Genomic DNA, 19,200 nt, shown 5'->3' on the forward strand with positions numbered 1-19,200 from the left:
GGGTTATGCATTAAAACAGCGTGTCGGCACGCCCACCAATCGCGTGAATCTATGTTCGCTTTGCCCCTGCGCCTCTTCCTCCTGTTCAGCCTGGCCATGCCGTTCGCCGCCGGCGCCGTGTCGCTGGACGACGGCAGCCGTGCCTGGCTGGCGCAGCATCCCGAGTGGCGGGTGGGCGTGGTGATGGGTGCGCCCTATGCCGAGTACGACCAGCGCCAGCGGCGCCTGTCCGGCTTCCACGTGCAACTGCTGGAAGCGCTTGCCGCCGACCTCGGCGTACGCCTGCAGTGGCGGCGCTTCGACGACGAGGCGGCGCTGGAGGCGGCGGCGCGCAATGGCGAGATCGATCTCGCGCCGGGCCTGCGCCAGACCCCGGCCGGACTGCGCCTGTGGCGCTACAGCGACCCGTTCCTGCGCATCCCGCGGCTGATCGTCGGCGATCGCGGTGGGCCGCGCGCGGTCGACCTGGAGTACCTGCATCCCAGCGAGCTGCTCGCCGCCGCAGGGCCGGGGCCGGTCGGCGAGTTTCTCGCCAGCAACTATCCGAACATCACCGTGCTCACCGCGACGAGCCAGGCTGCGGCCCTGCGCCAGGTGCTCGAGGGCAAGGCCAGCTACGCGGTCGTCGACGAACCGCTGTTCGCGCGCCTGTCGCAGCAGGTGGAATACGACTCGCTGGCGGTGGTCGGTGACCTGGGCAACCCGCAGCTGCTGCGCATCGCCTCGCGGCGCGACAGCCCCGAACTCGCTGGCGTACTCGATACGGCGCTGCGGCAATTTCCGGCGCGCGAATTCGGCCAGCTGCAGGACCAATGGCTCAAGCCTCGCAGCACCGACCTCGGTCGCGAGGTGGGCTACTGGCGCAGCCTGGCGCTGTTGCTTGGCGTGCTGTTGCTGGCCTGCCTGCTGATGCTGGCCTGGCAGCGGCGCCAGTTGGGCCTGCTGGAGAGCCGGCTGAAGAGTGCGCGGCGCGACATCGAGCTGCGCGAGGCGGCCGAGGAGGCGCAGCGGCTCACCCAGTTCTGCCTCGACCACAGCACGGTGGGCATCCTCTGGCTCAACTGGGACAGCCGCGTGCGCTACGCCAACCAGGCCGCCGAGGCGCTGCTCGGGCATGCCTCCGGCGGCTTGCTCGACCAGCCTCTGGAAACCTTCGACCCGGCGCTCGGCATGGACGCCTGGCTGGCGCGCTGGCGTGCCGCGCGCGGCGGCGAGGACGACCGCCAGGTGCACGAATGCGAGTGGCAGCGCGCCGACGGCCAGCGCTTTCCGGCGGCGGTCACCTACAGTTTCCTGCGCTTCGGCAGCCGCGAATACCTGGTGGTGTTCCTCGCCGACATCACCGAGCGCCGCCGCGCCAGCGCGCAGCTGCAGGAGAGCGAGGCGCGGCTCAAGGCCATGGCCGGCAACGTGCCGGGGCTGGTGTTCCGCCTGGAGCGCGAGGCGCCGCAGGCGCCGGTACGGGTTGCCTATATCAGCGAAGCCAGCCAGCGCCTGGTGGGCTATTCCGCCGAGCGCCTGTTGCAGCCGGGGCAGGGCATCCGCAGCCTGGTGCATGCCGATGACGAGGCCGGCTACTGGGCCAGCCAGCAGCTGGCGCTGGAGAAAAGCCAGGACTGGCGCTGGCAGGGGCGCATTCTCAATCGCGACGGCGAGGTGCGCTGGGCCGATATCCGCGCCTCGGTGCGCGGCCAGCCGGATGGCCGCCAGGTGTGGGACGGCATCGTCTGGGACATCACCGACAACAAGCGCATCGAGCTGGAGCTGGATGCCTCGCGCGTGCAGCTGCGCGAACTGGCCGCGCACCTGGAGACGGTGCGCGAGGAGGAGAAGGCGCACATCGCCCGCGAGGTACACGACGAGCTGGGGCAGGTGCTGACCGTACTCAAGCTCGAGACCTCGATGTGCGAGCTGGGCTTCGCCGAGCTCGATCCGGCGCTGGCGCAACGCCTGGACAGCATGAAGCGGCTGATCGCCCAGCTGTTCCAGCGGGTGCGCGATGTCGCCACCGCGCTGCGCCCGCCGATCCTCGATGCCGGCATTGCCTCGGCCGTGGAATGGCAGGCGCGGCGCTTCGAGGAACGCAGCGGCGTGGCTTGCCTGGTCGAGGTGCCCGAGTGCCCGCCCGCGCTGGGCAACGCCAAGGCCATCGGCCTGTTCCGCATCCTCCAGGAGTCGTTGACCAACGTGATGCGCCATGCCCGCGCACAGACCGTCAGCGTGCAACTGCTGGTCGAGGGCGACCAGCTCTGCCTGCGCGTCAGCGACGACGGCTGCGGCTTCGCGGTGGCGGCGCGCGGCGCGGGCAGTTCGTTCGGCCTGGTCGGCATGCGCGAGCGGGTGCAGACGCTCGGCGGGCAACTGATAATCGACAGCCAGCCCGGCGAGGGCACCACCGTCACGGCTCGGGTTCCACTGGACCCGGTGCCGCTTCCATCAGCCGCAAGCACTGGAGCATTGCCGTCATGATCAGGGTCATGGTCGCCGAGGATCACACCATCGTCCGCGAGGGCATCAAGCAGCTGATCGGCATGGCGCGTGACATGCAGGTGGTCGGCGAGGCCGCCAATGGCCAGCAGCTGCTCGACCAGTTGCGCCAGATCAGTTGCGATGTGGTGCTGCTGGACATCTCCATGCCCGGCGTCAACGGGCTCGAGGCGATTCCACGGATTCGCGCGCTGAGCCAGCCGCCAGCGGTGCTGGTGCTGTCGATGCACGACGAAGCGCAAATGGCGGCGCGGGCATTGAAGATCGGCGCTGCCGGCTACGCGACCAAGGACAGCGAGCCGGCGCTGCTGCTCACCGCCCTGCGCAAGGTGGCCGGAGGCGGCCGCTACATCGACCCGGCGCTGGCCGACCGCATGGTCTTCGAGGTTGGCCTGACCGACTCGCGGCCGCCCCATGCGCTGCTCTCCGAACGCGAATACTCGGTGTTCGAACGGCTGGTGCAGGGCGATTCGGTGAACGACATCGCCGGCAAGCTGGCGCTGAGCAGCAAGACCATCAGTACCCACAAGGCCCGCCTGATGCAGAAGCTGGCAGCGCACTCGGTGGCCGATCTGGTGCGCTACGCCATGGAGCACAAGCTGGTCTGAGCGCCAGCCACCGACCCGACGTGTAGGGCGTTCCCTACACACGACTCTCCCTCACGCCTAGGCCAATCGCTCCGCTGTACCGATTTTTCCGCCGCCGTTGCGCTTCTACGCTGTGGCCACGGTTCAACGGTTACGCAGGTGCAGCAGCATGGTCGAGTCAACGGCGAACGATATCCTGGTGAGCTTTCGCGGCATTCAGAAGAGCTATGACGGTGAGTCGCTGATCGTCAGGGATCTGAATCTGGACATCCGCCGCGGCGAATTCCTCACCCTGCTCGGGCCGTCCGGCTCGGGCAAAACCACCAGCCTGATGATGCTGGCCGGCTTCGAAACGCCCACGGCCGGAGAAATCCTTCTCGATGGGAGGGCGATCAACAACGTGCCACCGCACAAGCGCGACATGGGCATGGTGTTCCAAAACTACGCGCTGTTCCCGCACATGACCGTGTCGGAAAACCTGGCGTTTCCGCTCAGCGTACGCGGCATGGCCAAGCCGGACATCAAGGAACGGGTCAGGCGCGCCCTGGCGATGGTGCAGCTGGAGGGTTTTCGCAACCGCTATCCGGCGCAGCTTTCCGGCGGTCAGCAGCAGCGCGTGGCGCTGGCCCGAGCGCTGGTGTTCGAGCCGCAGCTGGTGCTGATGGACGAGCCGCTGGGCGCACTGGACAAGCAGTTGCGCGAGCAGATGCAGATGGAGATCAAGCACCTGCACGAACGCCTCGGCGTCACCGTGGTGTACGTCACCCACGATCAGGGCGAGGCGCTGACCATGTCCGACCGGGTGGCGGTGTTCCATCAGGGCCAGATCCAGCAGATCGAAGACCCGCGCACCCTGTACGAAAAGCCGGTCAACACCTTCGTCGCCAACTTCCTAGGCGAGAACAACCGCCTGCCGGCGCATCTGCTCGACCGCCGTGGCGATAGTTGCACGGTCAAGCTCGGGCGCGGCGAAACCGTCGAGGCGCTGGCCGTCAATGTCGGTGCGACGGGGGAGCCGGTCAGCCTGTCGATCCGCCCGGAGCGGGTGCTGCTCAACGGCGCCAGTGCCAACTGCCCGAACCGCTTCACCGGGCGCGTTGCCGAGTTCATCTACCTCGGCGACCACATCCGCATCCGTCTCGAGGTATGCGGAGTCAGCGATTTCTTCGTCAAGCAGCCGATCGCCGAGTTCGACAGCGCCCTGCGGGTCGGCGACGTGGTCCCGATCGGCTGGCATGTCGAGCACGTTCGTGCGCTCGACCCGCTGCAGGCGGCCTGAGGCGATGCCTGGAAAAATCCACACAACTGCATCAAGGAGCGAACTGGTATGAGCAACTACCTGAAACTGTCCGCGCTGGCGCTCGGACTCGTCTGTGCCGGGCACGCCGCTGCCGAGAACCTCACCGCGGTGAGCTTTGGTGGCGCCAACAAGCAGGCCCAGGTCAAGGCCTTCTACGAGCCGTGGGAAGCCGCCGGTCACGGTCGCATCATCGCCGGCGAGTACAACGGCGAAATGGCCAAGGTCAAGGCAATGGTCGACACCAACAGCGTGTCGTGGAACTTGGTGGAGGTGGAATCGCCGGAACTGTCCCGTGGCTGCGACGAAGGGCTGTTCGAGGAACTCGATCCGGGCATCGTCGGCAATCCGGACGATTTCGTCGAAGGCGCGATCCAGCCCTGCGGCGTCGGTTTCTTCGTCTGGTCGACGGTGCTGGCTTACAACGCCGACAAGCTGAAAAGCGCGCCGGCCAGCTGGGCGGATTTCTGGGATACCGAGAAATTCCCCGGCAAGCGCGGCCTGCGCAAGGGTGCCAAATACACCCTCGAATTCGCGCTGATGGCCGACGGCGTGCCGGTCAAGGACGTCTACAAGGTGCTGGCCACCAAGGACGGCCAGAACCGCGCCTTCAGAAAGCTCGATCAGCTCAAGCCGCACATCCAGTGGTGGGAGGCCGGCGCGCAGCCGCCGCAGTTCCTCGCCTCCGGCGACGTGGTGATGAGCAGCGCCTACAACGGTCGCATCGCTGCCGTGCAGAACGAGAGCAACCTGCAGATCGTCTGGAACGGCGGCATCTATGACTTCGACTCTTGGGCCATCCCCAAGGGCGCGAAGAGCCAGGAGCAGGCGCGCAAGTTCATCGCCTTCAGCGTCGAGCCGCCGCAGCAGAAGGCCTATGCCGAGAACATCGCCTACGGCCCGGCGAACACCCAGGCGGTTTCGCTGCTGGATGAAAAGCGCCTGGCACAGATGCCCACCGCGCCGGAGAACATCGCCGACCAGGTGGCGATGGACGTGACCTTCTGGGCCGACTACGGCGAACAGCTCGAGCAGCGTTTCAACGCCTGGGCAGCACGCTGACCCTGGAGCCCCGCCGCAATGGCGGGGCCGGTCCCAGCTATCGCAACGAATCGCGGAGTCTTCATGGCCACAGCAATTTCCCTGCCGGCGAGCGAGATCGCCGAGCCCAATCTGAAGCAGCGCCTGGCGCGTGCCGAGCGGGTGAACAAGCTCAAGTCGCAGGCGCTGATCGTGCCGCTGCTGCTGTTCGTGCTGCTGACCTTCCTGGTGCCGATTGCCTCGCTGCTCTGGCGCAGCGTGGAGAACCCCGAGGTGGTCAACGCCCTGCCGCGCACCGTGGCGACGCTGGCCGAGTGGGACGGTCGCGGACTGCCGGCGGAACCCGCGTATCAGGCGTTGGCCGAGGATTTGTATCAGGCGCGCCGCGAGCAGAGCCTGGGCGACTTGTCCAAGCGGCTGAACATGGAGCTGGCCGGCTACCGCAGCCTGCTGACCAAGACCGCGCGGGCGCTGCCGTTCCGCGAGACGCCCGCGTCGTATCAGGAGGCGCTGGAGTCGCTCGACGAGCGCTGGGGCGATCCGGCGTTCTGGCAGATCATCCAGCGTAACGACAGCGCGGTGACCGGTTACTACCTGCTGGCGGCGCTGGATCATCGCATCGACGAGCTGGGCGAGCTGGCCAAGGTCTCGCCGGATCAGGCGGTGTACCTGGACATCTTCGCCCGCACGTTCTGGATGGGCCTGGTGATCACGGTGATCTGCCTGCTGCTGGCCTATCCGCTGGCCTATCTCTTGGCCAACCTACCGGCGCGGCAGAGCAACCTGCTGATGATCCTGGTGCTGCTGCCGTTCTGGACCTCGATCCTGGTGCGTGTGGCGGCGTGGATCGTGCTGCTGCAGTCCGGCGGGCTGATCAACGGCGCGCTGCTGAAGATGGGCCTGATCGACGAGCCGCTGCAGCTGGTGTTCAACCGCACCGGCGTGTACATCGCCATGGTGCACATCCTGCTGCCGTTCATGATCCTGCCGATCTACAGCGTGATGAAGAACATCTCGCCGAGCTACATGCGCGCGGCGGTCTCGCTGGGCTGTCACCCGTTCGCCAGCTTCTGGCGGGTGTACTTCCCGCAGACGCTGGCCGGGGTCGGTGCCGGCAGCCTGCTGGTGTTCATCATCGCCATCGGCTACTACATCACCCCGGCGCTGCTCGGCAGCCCGAACGACCAGATGGTCAGCTACTTCGTCGCCTTCTACACCAACACCACCATCAACTGGGGCATGGCCACGGCGCTGGGCGGCCTGCTGCTGCTCGCCACCATGCTGCTGTACGTCATCTACAGCTGGCTGGTCGGTGCCAGCCGCCTGCGGCTGGGCTGAGATGAGCCACGTCGCGGCGCGGCCGCCTTTTCAGAGTCTTCATGCCGGGCAGGAGAACCTTTCATGCTGAGCCCCTACATGTCGCCCGTCGAACGGGCCTGGTACTACGCGCTGCGCATCCTCTGCGCGCTGGTGCTGCTGTTTCTGATAGTGCCGGTGCTGGTCATCGTGCCGCTGTCGTTCAACTCCGGCTCGTTCCTGGTCTATCCGCTGCAGGGGTTCTCGCTGCGCTGGTACGAGGCGCTGTTCACCTCGGCGGACTGGATGCGCTCGCTGAAGAACAGCCTGCTCATCGCGCCAGCCGCGACCTTGCTCGCCGTGGTCCTTGGCACCCTGGCGGCGGTCGGCCTGACCCGCGCGGAGTTCCGCGGCAAGGCGCTGCTGATGACGGTGCTGATCTCGCCGATGGTGGTGCCGGTGGTGATCATCGGTGTCGCCAGCTACCTGTTCTTCGCCCCGCTGGGCATGGGCAACAGCTACCTGTCGCTGATCCTGGTGCACGCGGTGCTCGGCGTGCCCTTCGTGATCATCACGGTGTCGGCGACGCTGCAGGGCTTCAACTACAACCTGGTGCGCGCCGCGGCCAGCCTTGGCGCCTCGCCGCTGACCGCGTTCTTCCGGGTGACCCTGCCGCTGATCGCACCGGGGGTGATTTCCGGCGCGCTGTTCGCCTTCGCCACCTCGTTCGATGAAGTGGTGGTGACGCTGTTCCTCGCCGGCCCCGAGCAAATCACCCTGCCACGGCAGATGTTCAGCGGCATCCGCGAGAACCTCAGCCCGACCATCGCCGCCGCGGCGACGCTGCTGATCGGCTTCTCCATCGCTCTGCTGCTGACCCTGGAGTGGCTGCGCGGCCGCGCCGAGAAGCTGCGCACCCAACAACCTGCCTGACGGAATACGCACATGACTCTGCAACTTGGGCAACCCGAGCTGTTGCGCCAAACCGCCTATCTCAACGGTGAATGGTGCGAGGCCGATAGTGGCGCGCGCACCGAGATCTTCAACCCGGCCACCGGCGAGCTGATCGGCGCCGTGCCGAACATGGGCCGTGGCGAAACCCGTCGGGCCATCGAAGCCGCGCAGGCGGCCCAGCCGGCCTGGCGCGCGCTGACTGCGAAGGAGCGTGCCGCGCGCCTGCGGCGCTGGTACGAACTGATGCTGGAGAATCAGGAAGACCTGGCGCGGATCATGACCGCCGAACAGGGCAAGCCGCTGGCCGAGGCGCGGGGTGAGGTGGCCTACGCCGCGTCCTTCCTCGAATGGTTCGCCGAGGAAGGCAAGCGCCTGTACGGCGACGTGATCCCGGCCCATGCCGGCGACAAGCGCATCCTGGTGCAGAAGGAGCCAGTCGGTGTCACCGCGGCGATCACGCCGTGGAATTTCCCCAGTGCCATGATCACCCGCAAGGCCGGCCCGGCGTTGGCCGCCGGCTGTGCCATGGTGCTCAAGCCGGCACCGCAGACGCCGTTCTCGGCACTGGCGCTGGCCGCACTGGCCGAGCGTGCGGGCATCCCGGCGGGGCTGTTCAGCGTGATCACCGCCGATGCCGCCACGTCCCGCGAAGTGGGCGCCGAGCTCTGTGAAAACCCGGTGGTGCGCAAGCTCTCGTTCACCGGCTCGACGGCGGTGGGCATCAAGCTGATGCAGCAGTGCGCGCCGACGCTCAAGAAGCTCTCGCTGGAGCTGGGCGGCAACGCACCCTTTATCGTCTTCGACGACGCCGACCTGGACGCGGCGGTCGAGGGCGCGATGATCTCCAAGTACCGCAACGCCGGGCAGACCTGCGTCTGTGCCAACCGCATCTACGTGCAGGACGGCATCTACGACGCCTTCGTCGACAAGTTCTCCGCGGCGGTCGCGCGGCTGAAGGTCGGCAACGGAGCGGAGGAGGGCGTGACCACCGGCCCGCTGATCGACGCCGCGGCGGTGGCCAAGGTGCAGCGCCATCTGCAGGACGCCCTCGCCAAGGGCGCCACCTTGCTGGCCGGCGGCAAACCCCATGCCTTGGGTGGCAACTTCTTCGAGCCGACGCTGGTGGGCGGCGTCACTGCCGAGATGGCCGTGGCGCGCGAGGAAACCTTCGGCCCGCTGGCACCGCTGTTCCGTTTCAGTGACGAGGCCGAGGTGATCCGCCAGGCCAACGACACCGAGTTCGGCCTCGCCGCCTATTTCTACGCCCGCGACCTGGGCCGCGTGTTCCGCGTCGCCGAGGCGCTGGAGTACGGCATGGTCGGCATCAACACCGGGGTGATCTCCACCGAGGTGGCGCCGTTCGGTGGCATGAAGGCCTCCGGCCTCGGCCGTGAAGGCTCGAAGTACGGCCTGGAGGAATACGTGGAAATCAAATACCTGTGCCTGGGCGGCATTTGAGCCGGGACTGAAAAAAACCAGCGTGCAGAATAATGCACGGAGTTCTACTGTAATCCGAACGCTCCGGATGGCGTGGCAGTCGATCATCGTATGCTGCCGCGTTCGCTTCCCGGCGTTCTTCCCGACCCGTGCCGACGATGAGCGGCTACCGAGGAGCTTATGAGCAAGACCAACGAATCTCTGATGCAACGCCGTGTCGCCGCCGTTCCCCGTGGCGTCGGCCAGATCCACCCGATCTTTGCCGACCACGCGAAGAACAGCAGCGTGGTGGATGTGGAGGGCCGCGAGTTCATCGATTTCGCCGGCGGCATCGCCGTGCTGAATACCGGCCACCTGCACCCGAAGATCGTCAAGGCGGTGGAAGAGCAGCTGCACAAGCTCACCCACACCTGCTTCCAGGTGCTGGCCTACGAGCCGTACGTCGAGCTGTGCGAGAAGATCAACGCGCGGGTGCCGGGTGATTTCGCCAAGAAGACCCTGCTGGTCACCACCGGCTCCGAGGCCGTGGAGAACGCGGTGAAGATCGCCCGTGCCGCCACCGGCCGTGCCGGTGTGATTGCCTTCACCGGCGCCTATCACGGCCGCACCATGATGACCCTCGGCCTGACCGGCAAGGTCGTGCCGTACTCCGCTGGCATGGGCCTGATGCCGGGCGGGATCTTCCGCGCGCAGTATCCCTGTGCGATCCATGGCGTCAGCGTCGACGAGTCGATCGCCAGCATCGAGCGCATCTTCAAGAACGACGCCGAGCCGCGCGACATCGCCGCGATCATCGTCGAACCGGTGCAGGGCGAGGGCGGCTTCAACGTCGCGCCGAAGGATTTCATGGCCCGCCTGCGCGTGCTGTGCGACGAGCACGGCATCCTGCTGATCGCCGACGAGGTGCAGACCGGCGCCGGGCGCACCGGCACCTTCTTCGCCATGGAGCAGATGGGCGTGGTCGCCGACCTGACCACCTTCGCCAAGTCGATCGCCGGCGGCTTCCCGCTGGCCGGGGTGTGCGGCAAGGCCGAGATCATGGATGCCATCGCGCCCGGCGGGCTGGGCGGCACCTATGCCGGCAACCCGCTGTCCTGCGCGGCTGCCTTGGCGGTGCTGGAAATATTCGAAGAAGAGCGCCTGCTCGACCGCTGCAAGGCGGTCGCGGAGAAGCTCACCACCGGCCTCAAGGCGATCCAGGCCAAACACAAGGAGATCGGCGAGGTGCGCGGCCTCGGCGCGATGATCGCCATCGAGCTGTTCGAGGAGGGCGACCTGGCGCGCCCGGCGGCGGCGCTGACCTCGCAGATCGTCGCCCGGGCGCGGGAGAAGGGCTTGATCCTGCTGTCCTGCGGTACCTACTACAACGTGCTGCGCGTGCTGGTGCCGCTGACTGCCGAGGACGAGCTGCTCGACCGTGGCCTGGCGATCCTCGGCGAGTGCTTCGACGAACTGACCTGACCGTGCGGCGGCGCGCGGGCATTCGTGGAGGATGTCAGGCGCGCCGCAATCCTGACCCCTCGGGTACAATGCGCGGCATTCCGCCCGTGCCATCCGAGGTCGTCATGCAGCCGTTCGCCATCGCCCCTTCGATTCTTTCCGCCAATTTCGCCCGCCTGGGCGAAGAAGTGGACAACGTGCTGGCCGCCGGCGCCGACATCGTCCATTTCGACGTGATGGACAACCACTACGTGCCCAACCTGACCATCGGCCCGATGGTCTGCTCGGCGCTGCGCAAGCATGGCGTCACCGCGCCGATCGACGTGCACCTGATGGTCAAGCCGGTGGACCGCATGATCGGCGACTTCCTCGAGGCCGGCGCGACCTACATCACCTTCCACCCGGAAGCCTCGGAGCACATCGATCGCTCGCTGCAGCTGATCAAGGACGGCGGCGCCAAGGCTGGCCTGGTGTTCAACCCAGCGACGCCGCTGGACGTGCTCAAGTACGTCATGGACAAGGTCGACATGGTCCTGCTGATGAGCGTCAACCCTGGCTTCGGCGGGCAGAAGTTCATTCCCGGCACGCTGGACAAGCTGCGCGAGGCGCGCGCCCTGATCGACGCCAGCGGCCGCGAGATTCGCCTGGAGATCGATGGCGGCGTCAATCCGAAGAACATCCGCGAGATCGCCGCGGCAGGCGCCGACACCTTCGTCGCCGGCTCGGCCATCTTCAACCAGCCGGACTACAAGGCGGTGATCGAGCAGATGCGCGCCGAGCTGGCGCTGGCCCGCCCATGACGCGCCTGGAACAGCTGTTCGACGGCACGCTGCCACGGCTGGTGATGTTCGATCTGGACGGCACCCTGATGGACTCGGTACCGGACCTGGCCGCCGCGGTGGACAAGATGCTGATGCTGCTCGGTCGCGAGTCCGCCGGCATCGAGCGGGTGCGCGACTGGGTCGGCAATGGCTCGCGGGTGCTGGTGCGCCGCGCCTTGGCCGGCAGCTACGAGCATGCCGGTGTCGATGAAGACGAGACCGATGCCGCGTTGGCGCTGTTCATGCAGGCCTATGCCGGCAGCCATGCCTTGACCACCGTCTACCCTGGCGTGCGTGAGTGCCTGGATTGGCTGGCCACGCACGAGGTAGCACTGGCGGTCATCACCAACAAGCCGGCACAGTTCGTCGCGCCGCTGCTGGACGAGAAGGGCCTGGGCGGCTACTTCGGCTGGCTGGTCGGCGGCGATACGCTGCCGCAGCAGAAACCCGATCCGGCGGCGCTGTTCTGGGTGATGGACCAGGTCGGCGCAACGCCGGCCGAGTCGCTGTTCATCGGCGATTCGCGCAACGACGTGCTGGCCGCCCGCGCCGCCGGCGTGCCCTGCGTGGCCGTGAGCTATGGCTACAACCACGGCCGGCCGATCGACGAAGAGGAGCCGCAGCTGGTGCTCGACGACCTGCGCCAGCTGGTTGCTTCGCCCGGGGGGCTGCGCTAGTGTGGCCGAGTTTTCCCACGCCCCGCCGAAGAGATCAGATCGTGGTGGTTACCCGCAAGCAGTGGATGAAGGTCATCAAGGCCCTGGCGCGCTGGCGCTGGCGCGCCTGATCATTCCCGACCGGCCCTGCGCCGGTGCGTTTGCGAACCTCTCTGTGTGACCCTCAAGCCACGAGGCTGATATGACCCGCGAAGAATTCCTGCGCCTGGCCGCCGAAGGCCACAACCGCATTCCGCTGTCCTTCGAAACCCTGGCCGATTTCGACACCCCGCTGTCGCTCTATCTCAAGCTGGCCGATGCGCCCAATTCCTACCTGCTCGAATCGGTGCAGGGCGGCGAGAAGTGGGGGCGCTACTCGATCATCGGCCTGCCCTGCCGCACCGTGCTGCGTGTGCACGGACAGCAGATCAGCGTGAGCACCGACGGCGTCGAGCAGGAGCGCGCCGAGGTCGAGGATCCACTGGCCTTCGTCGAAGCCTTCCAGCAGCGCTACCGCGTGGCGCCGGTCGACGGCCTGCCGCGCTTCAACGGCGGGCTGGTCGGCTACTTCGGTTACGACAGTGTGCGTTACGTCGAGCGCAAGCTGGCACAGTGTCCGCATCCCGACCCGCTGGGCACGCCAGACATCCTGCTGATGGTCTCCGACGCCGTGGTGGTGTTCGACAACCTGGCTGGCAAGCTGCACTGCATCGTGCTGGTCGATCCGGCCGCGGCGGACGCCTACGAGCAGGGCCTGGCGCAGCTGCGCGCGCTGCGTGAACGCCTGCGCCAGCCGATCGCACCGCGCCTGGGGCTGGACTTCGAGGCCGGGCAGGGCCGTGAGCCGGCGTTCCGCTCGAGCTTTTCGCGCGAGGACTTCGAGGCGGCGGTCGCGCGCATCAAGGACTACATCCTCGCCGGCGACTGCATGCAGGTGGTGATCTCCCAGCGCATGTCGATCCCCTTCGCCGCCGCGCCGATCGACCTCTATCGCGCGCTGCGCTGCTTCAACCCGACGCCCTATATGTATTTCTTCAACTTCGGCGACTTCCACGTGGTCGGCTCGTCGCCCGAGGTGCTGGTGCGCGTCGAGGACGGCCTGGTCACCGTGCGGCCGATCGCCGGGACCCGCCCGCGCGGTGCCACCGACGAGGCCGACCGTGCGCTCGAGGCCGACCTGTTGTCCGATACCAAGGAGCTGGCCGAACACCTGATGCTGATCGACCTGGGGCGCAACGATGTCGGCCGGGTGGCCGAGACCGGCTCGGTGAAGCTCACCGAGAAGATGGTCATCGAGCGCTATTCCAACGTGATGCACATCGTGTCCAACGTCACCGGGCAGCTCAAGCGGGGCCTCTCGGCGATGGACGCGCTGCGCGCCATCCTCCCGGCGGGCACGCTGTCCGGTGCGCCGAAGATCCGCGCCATGGAGATCATCGACGAGCTGGAGCCGGTCAAGCGCGGCGTCTACGGCGGCGCGGTCGGCTACCTGGCGTGGAACGGCAACATGGACACCGCGATCGCCATCCGTACCGCGGTGATCAAGGACGGCGAGCTGCACGTGCAGGCCGGTGCCGGCATCGTCGCCGACTCGCAGCCGGCGCTGGAATGGGAAGAGACCCTGAACAAGCGCCGCGCGATGTTCCGCGCCGTCGCCCTGGCCGAACAGACCACCCCCGAACAGACCGAGCGCTGAAGGAGCCGGGCCATGCTGCTGATGATCGACAACTACGACTCCTTCACCTACAACGTGGTGCAGTACCTTGGCGAGCTGGGCGCCGACGTGCACGTGGTGCGCAATGACGAGCTCGGCGTGGCCGCCATCGAGGCGCTGAATCCCGAGCGCATCGTCATTTCCCCCGGGCCCTGCACGCCGAACGAGGCCGGCGTGTCGCTCGAGGTGATCCGCCATTTCGCCGGCAAGCTGCCGATCCTCGGCGTCTGCCTCGGCCACCAGAGCATCGGCCAGGCCTTCGGCGGCGAGGTGGTGCGCGCGCGCCAGGCCATGCACGGCAAGACCAGCCCGGTGTTCCATCGCGACCAGGGCGTGTTCGCCGGGCTCAACAACCCGTTGACCGTGACCCGCTACCACTCGCTGGTGGTCAGGCGCGAGAGCCTGCCGGACTGCCTGGAAATCACCGCCTGGACGCAGTTCGCCGATGGTTCGATCGACGAGATCATGGGCCTGCGGCACCGGACGCTGAATGTCGAGGGCGTGCAGTTCCACCCCGAATCCATCCTCACCGAGCAGGGCCATGACCTGTTCGCCAACTTTCTGAAGCAGACCGGAGGCGTGCGCTGATGGACATCAAGGAAGCGCTCAACCGGGTCGTGGCGCAACTGGACCTGACCACCGACGAAATGCAGGACGTGATGCGCCAGATCATGACCGGGCAGTGCACCGATGCGCAGATCGGCGCCTTCCTCATGGGCATGCGCATGAAGAGCGAGACCATCGACGAGATCGTCGGCGCGGTGCAGGTGATGCGCGAGCTGGCCGCGCCGGTACATTTCGCCAGCGAACGGCTGGTCGATACCTGCGGCACCGGCGGCGACGGCATGAACATCTTCAACGTCTCCACCGCGGCCGCCTTCGTCGTCGCCGCGGCCGGCGGCAAGGTGGCCAAGCACGGCAACCGCGCGGTCTCCGGCAAGAGCGGCAGCGCCGACCTGCTGGAGGCGGCCGGCGTCTACCTCGACCTCACCCCCGAGCAGGTGGCGCGCAGTGTCGATGCGGTGGGCGTGGGCTTCATGTTCGCCCCGGCCCATCACGGCGCCATGCGCTTCGCCGCCGGTCCGCGGCGCGAACTGGGGCTGCGCACGCTGTTCAATATCCTTGGGCCGATGTCCAACCCGGCCGGCGTCAAGCACCAGGTGCTCGGCGTGTTCAGCAAGGCGTTGTGCCGGCCGATGGCCGAGGTGCTGCAGCGCCTGGGCAGCAAGCACGTGCTGGTGGTGCATGCGCAGGACGGCCTGGACGAGATCAGCCTGGCCGCGCCGACCCACGTGGCCGAGCTCAGGGATGGCAGCATCCGCGAATACAGCGTGCAGCCGGAGGACTTCGGCATCCGCAGCCAGAGCCTGATCGGCCTGAACGTCGAGGACGCCCAGGGCTCGCTGGCCCTGATCAAGGATGCGCTTGGCCGCCGGCAGACCGATAACGGCCAGAAGGCCGCGGACATGATCGTGCTGAACGCCGGCGCCGCGCTCTACGCCGCCGACCAGGCCGCGACGCTGAAGGAGGGCGTGGCCCTGGCCCACGATGCGCTGAGCACCGGCCTGGCGCGTGACAAGCTGGAGGAACTGGTGTCCTTTACCGCCGTGTTCAAGCAGGAGAATGCCCGATGAGCGTGCCAACCGTGCTGGAGAAGATCGTCGCCCGCAAGGCCGTGGAAGTGGCCGAGCGCCGCGCCCGGGTCTCGCTGAATGAGCTGGCGCGCCAGGCCGCGGCGGCCGACCCGGTGCGCGGCTTCGCCGATGCGCTGGTCCGCCGCGTGCGGGCCAAGGAGGCGGCGGTGATCGCCGAGGTGAAGAAGGCCTCGCCGAGCAAGGGCGTGTTGCGCGAGAACTTCGACCCGGCCGAGATCGCCCACAGCTACGAGGCCGGTGGCGCGGCCTGCCTGTCGGTGCTCACCGACATCGATTTCTTCCAGGGCGCCGACGCCTACCTGCAGCAGGCGCGCGCGGCCTGCAGCCTGCCGGTGATCCGCAAGGACTTCATGATCGACCCCTACCAGGTGGTCGAGGCGCGGGCGCTGGGCGCCGACTGCATCCTGCTGATCGCCGCGGTGCTGGACGACGGCCAGCTGGCCGAGCTGGCCGCCGAAGCGCGCCGCCTGGGCATGGACGTGCTGGTCGAGGTGCACGACGGCGACGAGCTGGAGCGCGCGCTGAAGCTGGAAACGCCGCTGGTGGGCATCAACAACCGCAACCTGCACACCTTCGAGGTGAATCTGGAAACCACCCTCGACCTGCTGCCACGCATTCCGCAGGATCGCATCGTGGTGACCGAGAGCGGCATCCTCAATCGGGCCGATGTCGAGCTGATGGAGATCAACCAGGTCTACGCCTTCCTCGTCGGCGAGGCGTTCATGCGCGCCGAGCAGCCGGGCGCCGAGCTGCAGCGGCTGTTCTTTCCCGAGCGGCGCCAGCGCACGGTAGCCGCCGATCCGCAGTAGTTTCGGCCGCGCTGTGGAACGAAAAGGCCGGAGCCGCTCGCGCAACTCCGGCCTTTTCGTTTCGGCGGCGTTCAGCGGGTGCCGAACACCACCATGGTCTTGCCCTTGACGTAGACCAGGCCCTGGGACTCCAGGCTCTTGAGTACGCGGCCGACCATCTCCCGCGAGCAGCCGACGATGCGGCCGATTTCCTGGCGGGTGATCTTGATCTGCATGCCGTCCGGGTGGGTCATGGCATCGGGCTGCTTGCACAGGTCCAGCAACGTGCGCGCGACGCGGCCGGTGACGTCGAGGAAGGCCAGGTCTCCGACCTTGCGCGTGGTGTTGCGCAGGCGATCGGCCATCTGGCTGCCCAGCGCGTAGAGGATCTCCGGGTCCTGCTGGGTCAGCTCGCGGAACTTGGCGTAGCTCAGTTCGGCGACTTCGCATTCGGTCTTGGCGCGAACCCAGGCGCTGCGTTCCTTTTCGCTGCCTTCCTTCTCGAACAAGCCCATCTCGCCGAAGAAGTCGCCGGCATTGAGGTAGGCGATGATCATCTCGCGTCCGTCATCGTCTTCGATAAGGATGGTGACCGAGCCCTTGACGATATAGAACAGCGACTCGCAACGATCCCCCTGGTAAATGATCGTGCTCTTGGCGGTGTAGCGCCGTCTGTGGCAGTGCGCCAGCAGCTTGTCGATATTCTTCATCTTGGGCGTAAGTGTGATAGCTACCATGCTGTGGGTCCCGGAAATACTTTGGAAAGGGCTGGTTCTTATTATTCGTAACCGTTTTTTTATCGTGGCCAGGCCAACCCACCAAGGGTAAGTGACCGGGCCCAAGTTGCGACAGTATGAATTAACGGGTCAGCGTACCTTTGGTCGGGTCCGCTGCCCGCAGCGGCAGAAGTCCACATGTTAAGCTATTGCTCCTTTCAATTTGTGGAGCCAGTTGATGAAAGCGCGCATTCAATGGGTCGATGGCGCCATGTTTTTGGGCGAATCGGGCAGTGGCCATGTCGTGGTGATGGACGGCCCGCCCGAAGCCGGCGGGCGCAACCTCGGCGTGCGGCCCATGGAAATGCTGCTGCTGGGCCTCGGCGGCTGCAGCAACTTCGACGTGGTGAGCATCCTGAAGAAGTCGCGCCAGGCGGTGGACAGCTGCGAGGCCTTCGTCGAGGCCGAGCGCGCCAGCGAGGACCCCAAGGTCTTCACCAGGATCCACCTGCGCTTCGTGGTCAAGGGCCGCGGGCTGAAGGAGCCGCAGGTCAAGCGCGCGGTGGAACTGTCGGCGGAGAAGTACTGCTCGGCCTCGATCATGCTCGGCCGCGCCGGCGTCGAGATCAGCCATTCCTACGAGATCGTCGAACTCGAGTGACGCAGCGCCGCGACGGGGTGCTCCTGCTCCTGTCTGCGGCGATTCGCTGCCGAACGCCCGGTCAGCCGGGCGTTTCTGCGTCTGGCGCGGCAAAGGCGCGCCACCTGCCGCGCCGGATTCGGCGTCAGCTCTTTCTCACCACTTCCTGCGGATCGGCGTGTACCAGCACCTCGGCGCGCGGGTACTGGGCCTTGATCGCCGCCTCCACCTCGTCGCACAGCGCATGGGCGCGCGACAGCGACAGCTCGCCGGGCAGCTCCAGGTGCAGCTGGACGAACCAGCGCGTGCCCGAGATCCGCGTGCGCAGGTCATGGCAGCCGAGCACGCCCGGCACCCCGCAGGCCAGGCGCTGCATGTCCTCGCCGATCTCCGGCGCGAGTTCGGTATCCATCAGCACGGCGGAGGCCTCGCGCAGGATGCTCGCCGCGCTCCACAGGATGTAGAAGGCGATGGCGATGCCGAACACCGCATCCAGCCGCGACCAGCCGTAGCTGGCCAGCACCAGCGCCAGCAGGATGCTGAGATTGAGCAAGAGGTCGGAACGATAGTGCAGCGAGTCGGCGCGGATCGCCGTCGAGCCGGTGAGGTGCACCACATGCCGCTGGTAGGCCAGCAGCGCGGCGGTCAGGACCAGCGAGACGACGATCACCGCGATGCCCAGCGTCGGCGCGCCCAGCGGCTGCGGATGCAGCAGGCGGTCGATGCCCTGCACGCCGACCAGCAGCGCACTGACGCCGATGAACGCCGCCTGGCCGAGGCCGGCCAGCGCCTCGGCCTTGCCGTGGCCGTAGCGGTGGTCGTCGTCGGCCGGGCGCAGCGAGTAGTGCACGGCGAGCAGGTTGATCAGCGAGGCGGCGCCATCGAGCAGCGAGTCGGTGAGGCCGGCCAGCAGGCTGACCGAGCCGCTCAGCCACCAGGCCACCGCCTTGCTCAGGGCGAGGAACAGCGCCACGGCCAGCGCGGCACCCGAGGCGCGGCGCAGCAGGCGGGCGTGTTCGGCGCTGACGCTCATCATCCGGCCTCGCGCGGGCTCAGGCGGCCGGCTGCAGGCCGAGCGCGGCGAGCTGCTCGCTGCCGCCGTGCTGGCGGATCAGGCGCGGGTCGTCCAGCGGCAGGCTGCGGCCGGTTTCCGCCTCGATGATGGCTTTCAGGCGGGCCTGGTCGATCTGGCCGTCGGCGCCGATGGCGTCCTGCAGCTTCTCGGGGGCGACCGAATACTGGCCGTTGGGCAGGTAGATGGCGCCGGTGGCGAAGTCGATGGCGAAGGCGATCAGGCCGGGGATCACATAGAACAGCAGGCCCACCGCGTTGAGCACGGCGACCGCGGGATCGATGCGGCCGTCGATCTGCCCGCGACGGTCAGGGTAGAAGAGCGTGCCGCAGGCCGACAGCTGGGTGACGAGGGATGCGGCCAACACGCCGCCGATGATGCGGTTGCACTTGCCCATTGGGGACCTCCTGGAAATGTGGCGCAACTATACAGGCTCGCACGACGAAAGCATTGCGCGATGGCTCTCAAGCCAACAGACCGCGGCAGGGATGGCGACGTTCGCGGCAGGCCAGGACGAGCATTGCGGTGTTGCCCGGCGCCCTTGCAGTACGTCTTGGGCCTGCTTTGGTTGCGTCGCAACTGCTTCGGGGCGCGCCATG

Annotated in this window: 18 protein-coding genes; 15 read left to right on the forward strand and 3 right to left on the reverse strand. The window is 67.2% G+C overall.

The features are described 5' to 3' along the window. The first annotated feature begins 51 nt into the window (after positions 1–51). The 14 genes from L3N39_RS05435 (at position 52) to trpC (ending at position 16,194) form a co-directional block, all read left to right on the forward strand. A complete protein-coding gene (locus L3N39_RS05435) occupies positions 52–2,469 on the forward strand; it encodes a PAS domain-containing sensor histidine kinase (protein WP_237256269.1) in 2,418 nt (805 codons plus the stop codon). After that, a complete protein-coding gene (locus L3N39_RS05440) occupies positions 2,466–3,095 on the forward strand; it encodes a response regulator (RefSeq protein WP_008568256.1) in 630 nt (209 codons plus the stop codon). Before L3N39_RS05435 ends, L3N39_RS05440 begins: the two co-directional genes overlap by 4 nt. A gap of 148 nt (positions 3,096–3,243) precedes the next feature. Continuing rightward, positions 3,244–4,353 carry an ABC transporter ATP-binding protein gene (locus tag L3N39_RS05445; RefSeq protein WP_156245567.1) on the forward strand — a complete coding sequence of 370 codons (1,110 nt, stop codon included), beginning with the start codon at positions 3,244–3,246 and terminating at the stop codon, positions 4,351–4,353. 48 nt (positions 4,354–4,401) lie between these two features. Continuing rightward, positions 4,402–5,433, forward strand: coding sequence for an ABC transporter substrate-binding protein (locus L3N39_RS05450; RefSeq protein WP_237256270.1), 1,032 nt, complete (start codon positions 4,402–4,404; stop codon positions 5,431–5,433). 63 nt (positions 5,434–5,496) lie between these two features. After that, entirely contained in the window at positions 5,497–6,750 is a 1,254-nt protein-coding gene (locus L3N39_RS05455) for an ABC transporter permease (RefSeq protein ID WP_237256271.1), read from the forward strand. Positions 6,751–6,813: 63 nt separating this feature from the next. Beyond that, positions 6,814–7,641, forward strand: coding sequence for an ABC transporter permease (locus tag L3N39_RS05460; RefSeq protein WP_011911951.1), 828 nt, complete (start codon positions 6,814–6,816; stop codon positions 7,639–7,641). A gap of 12 nt (positions 7,642–7,653) precedes the next feature. Continuing rightward, on the forward strand, positions 7,654–9,120 hold the full coding sequence (gene gabD, locus L3N39_RS05465) for an NADP-dependent succinate-semialdehyde dehydrogenase (RefSeq protein ID WP_431978001.1): 1,467 nt from the start codon (positions 7,654–7,656) through the stop codon (positions 9,118–9,120). A 159-nt stretch (positions 9,121–9,279) separates the two neighbouring features. Further along, a complete protein-coding gene (gabT, locus tag L3N39_RS05470) occupies positions 9,280–10,560 on the forward strand; it encodes a 4-aminobutyrate--2-oxoglutarate transaminase (RefSeq protein WP_237256272.1) in 1,281 nt (426 codons plus the stop codon). 104 nt (positions 10,561–10,664) lie between these two features. Continuing rightward, positions 10,665–11,339 (forward strand): ribulose-phosphate 3-epimerase, encoded by a 675-nt coding sequence (gene rpe / locus L3N39_RS05475; RefSeq protein ID WP_237256273.1) that lies wholly within the window; start codon positions 10,665–10,667, stop codon positions 11,337–11,339. After that, positions 11,336–12,037, forward strand: coding sequence for a phosphoglycolate phosphatase (locus tag L3N39_RS05480; protein WP_348983388.1), 702 nt, complete (start codon positions 11,336–11,338; stop codon positions 12,035–12,037). The genes rpe and L3N39_RS05480 overlap by 4 nt, the downstream gene beginning before the upstream one ends. A 181-nt stretch (positions 12,038–12,218) precedes the next feature. Continuing rightward, positions 12,219–13,712, forward strand: coding sequence for an anthranilate synthase component I (trpE, locus tag L3N39_RS05485; protein WP_237256274.1), 1,494 nt, complete (start codon positions 12,219–12,221; stop codon positions 13,710–13,712). A 12-nt stretch (positions 13,713–13,724) separates the two neighbouring features. Next, positions 13,725–14,318: an aminodeoxychorismate/anthranilate synthase component II gene (locus tag L3N39_RS05490; RefSeq protein ID WP_237256275.1), complete on the forward strand. Its 594-nt coding sequence runs from the start codon at positions 13,725–13,727 to the stop codon at positions 14,316–14,318. Then, positions 14,318–15,364 carry an anthranilate phosphoribosyltransferase gene (gene trpD, locus L3N39_RS05495; protein ID WP_237256276.1) on the forward strand — a complete coding sequence of 349 codons (1,047 nt, stop codon included), beginning with the start codon at positions 14,318–14,320 and terminating at the stop codon, positions 15,362–15,364. Before L3N39_RS05490 ends, trpD begins: the two co-directional genes overlap by 1 nt. Next, positions 15,361–16,194, forward strand: coding sequence for an indole-3-glycerol phosphate synthase TrpC (gene trpC / locus L3N39_RS05500; RefSeq protein ID WP_237256277.1), 834 nt, complete (start codon positions 15,361–15,363; stop codon positions 16,192–16,194). The genes trpD and trpC overlap by 4 nt, the downstream gene beginning before the upstream one ends. A gap of 71 nt (positions 16,195–16,265) precedes the next feature. Here trpC and crp read toward each other — a convergent pair whose 3' ends face one another. After that, positions 16,266–16,910, reverse strand: a complete 645-nt coding sequence (gene crp, locus L3N39_RS05505; protein WP_237256278.1) for a cAMP-activated global transcriptional regulator CRP — start codon at positions 16,908–16,910, stop codon at positions 16,266–16,268. A 217-nt stretch (positions 16,911–17,127) separates the two neighbouring features. Between crp and L3N39_RS05510 the strand changes: the two genes are divergently transcribed. After that, positions 17,128–17,550 (forward strand): OsmC family protein, encoded by a 423-nt coding sequence (locus tag L3N39_RS05510; RefSeq protein ID WP_237256279.1) that lies wholly within the window; start codon positions 17,128–17,130, stop codon positions 17,548–17,550. Between the two features lie 124 nt (positions 17,551–17,674). Here L3N39_RS05510 and L3N39_RS05515 read toward each other — a convergent pair whose 3' ends face one another. Then, on the reverse strand, positions 17,675–18,562 hold the full coding sequence (locus L3N39_RS05515) for a cation diffusion facilitator family transporter (RefSeq protein ID WP_237256582.1): 888 nt from the start codon (positions 18,560–18,562) through the stop codon (positions 17,675–17,677). Positions 18,563–18,581: 19 nt separating this feature from the next. Next, positions 18,582–18,998, reverse strand: coding sequence for a polyribonucleotide nucleotidyltransferase (locus L3N39_RS05520; protein WP_237256280.1), 417 nt, complete (start codon positions 18,996–18,998; stop codon positions 18,582–18,584). Positions 18,999–19,200 lie beyond the last annotated feature (202 nt).

This window comes from Pseudomonas oligotrophica (assembly GCF_021726475.1).
GTDB lineage: Bacteria > Pseudomonadota > Gammaproteobacteria > Pseudomonadales > Pseudomonadaceae > Stutzerimonas > Stutzerimonas oligotrophica.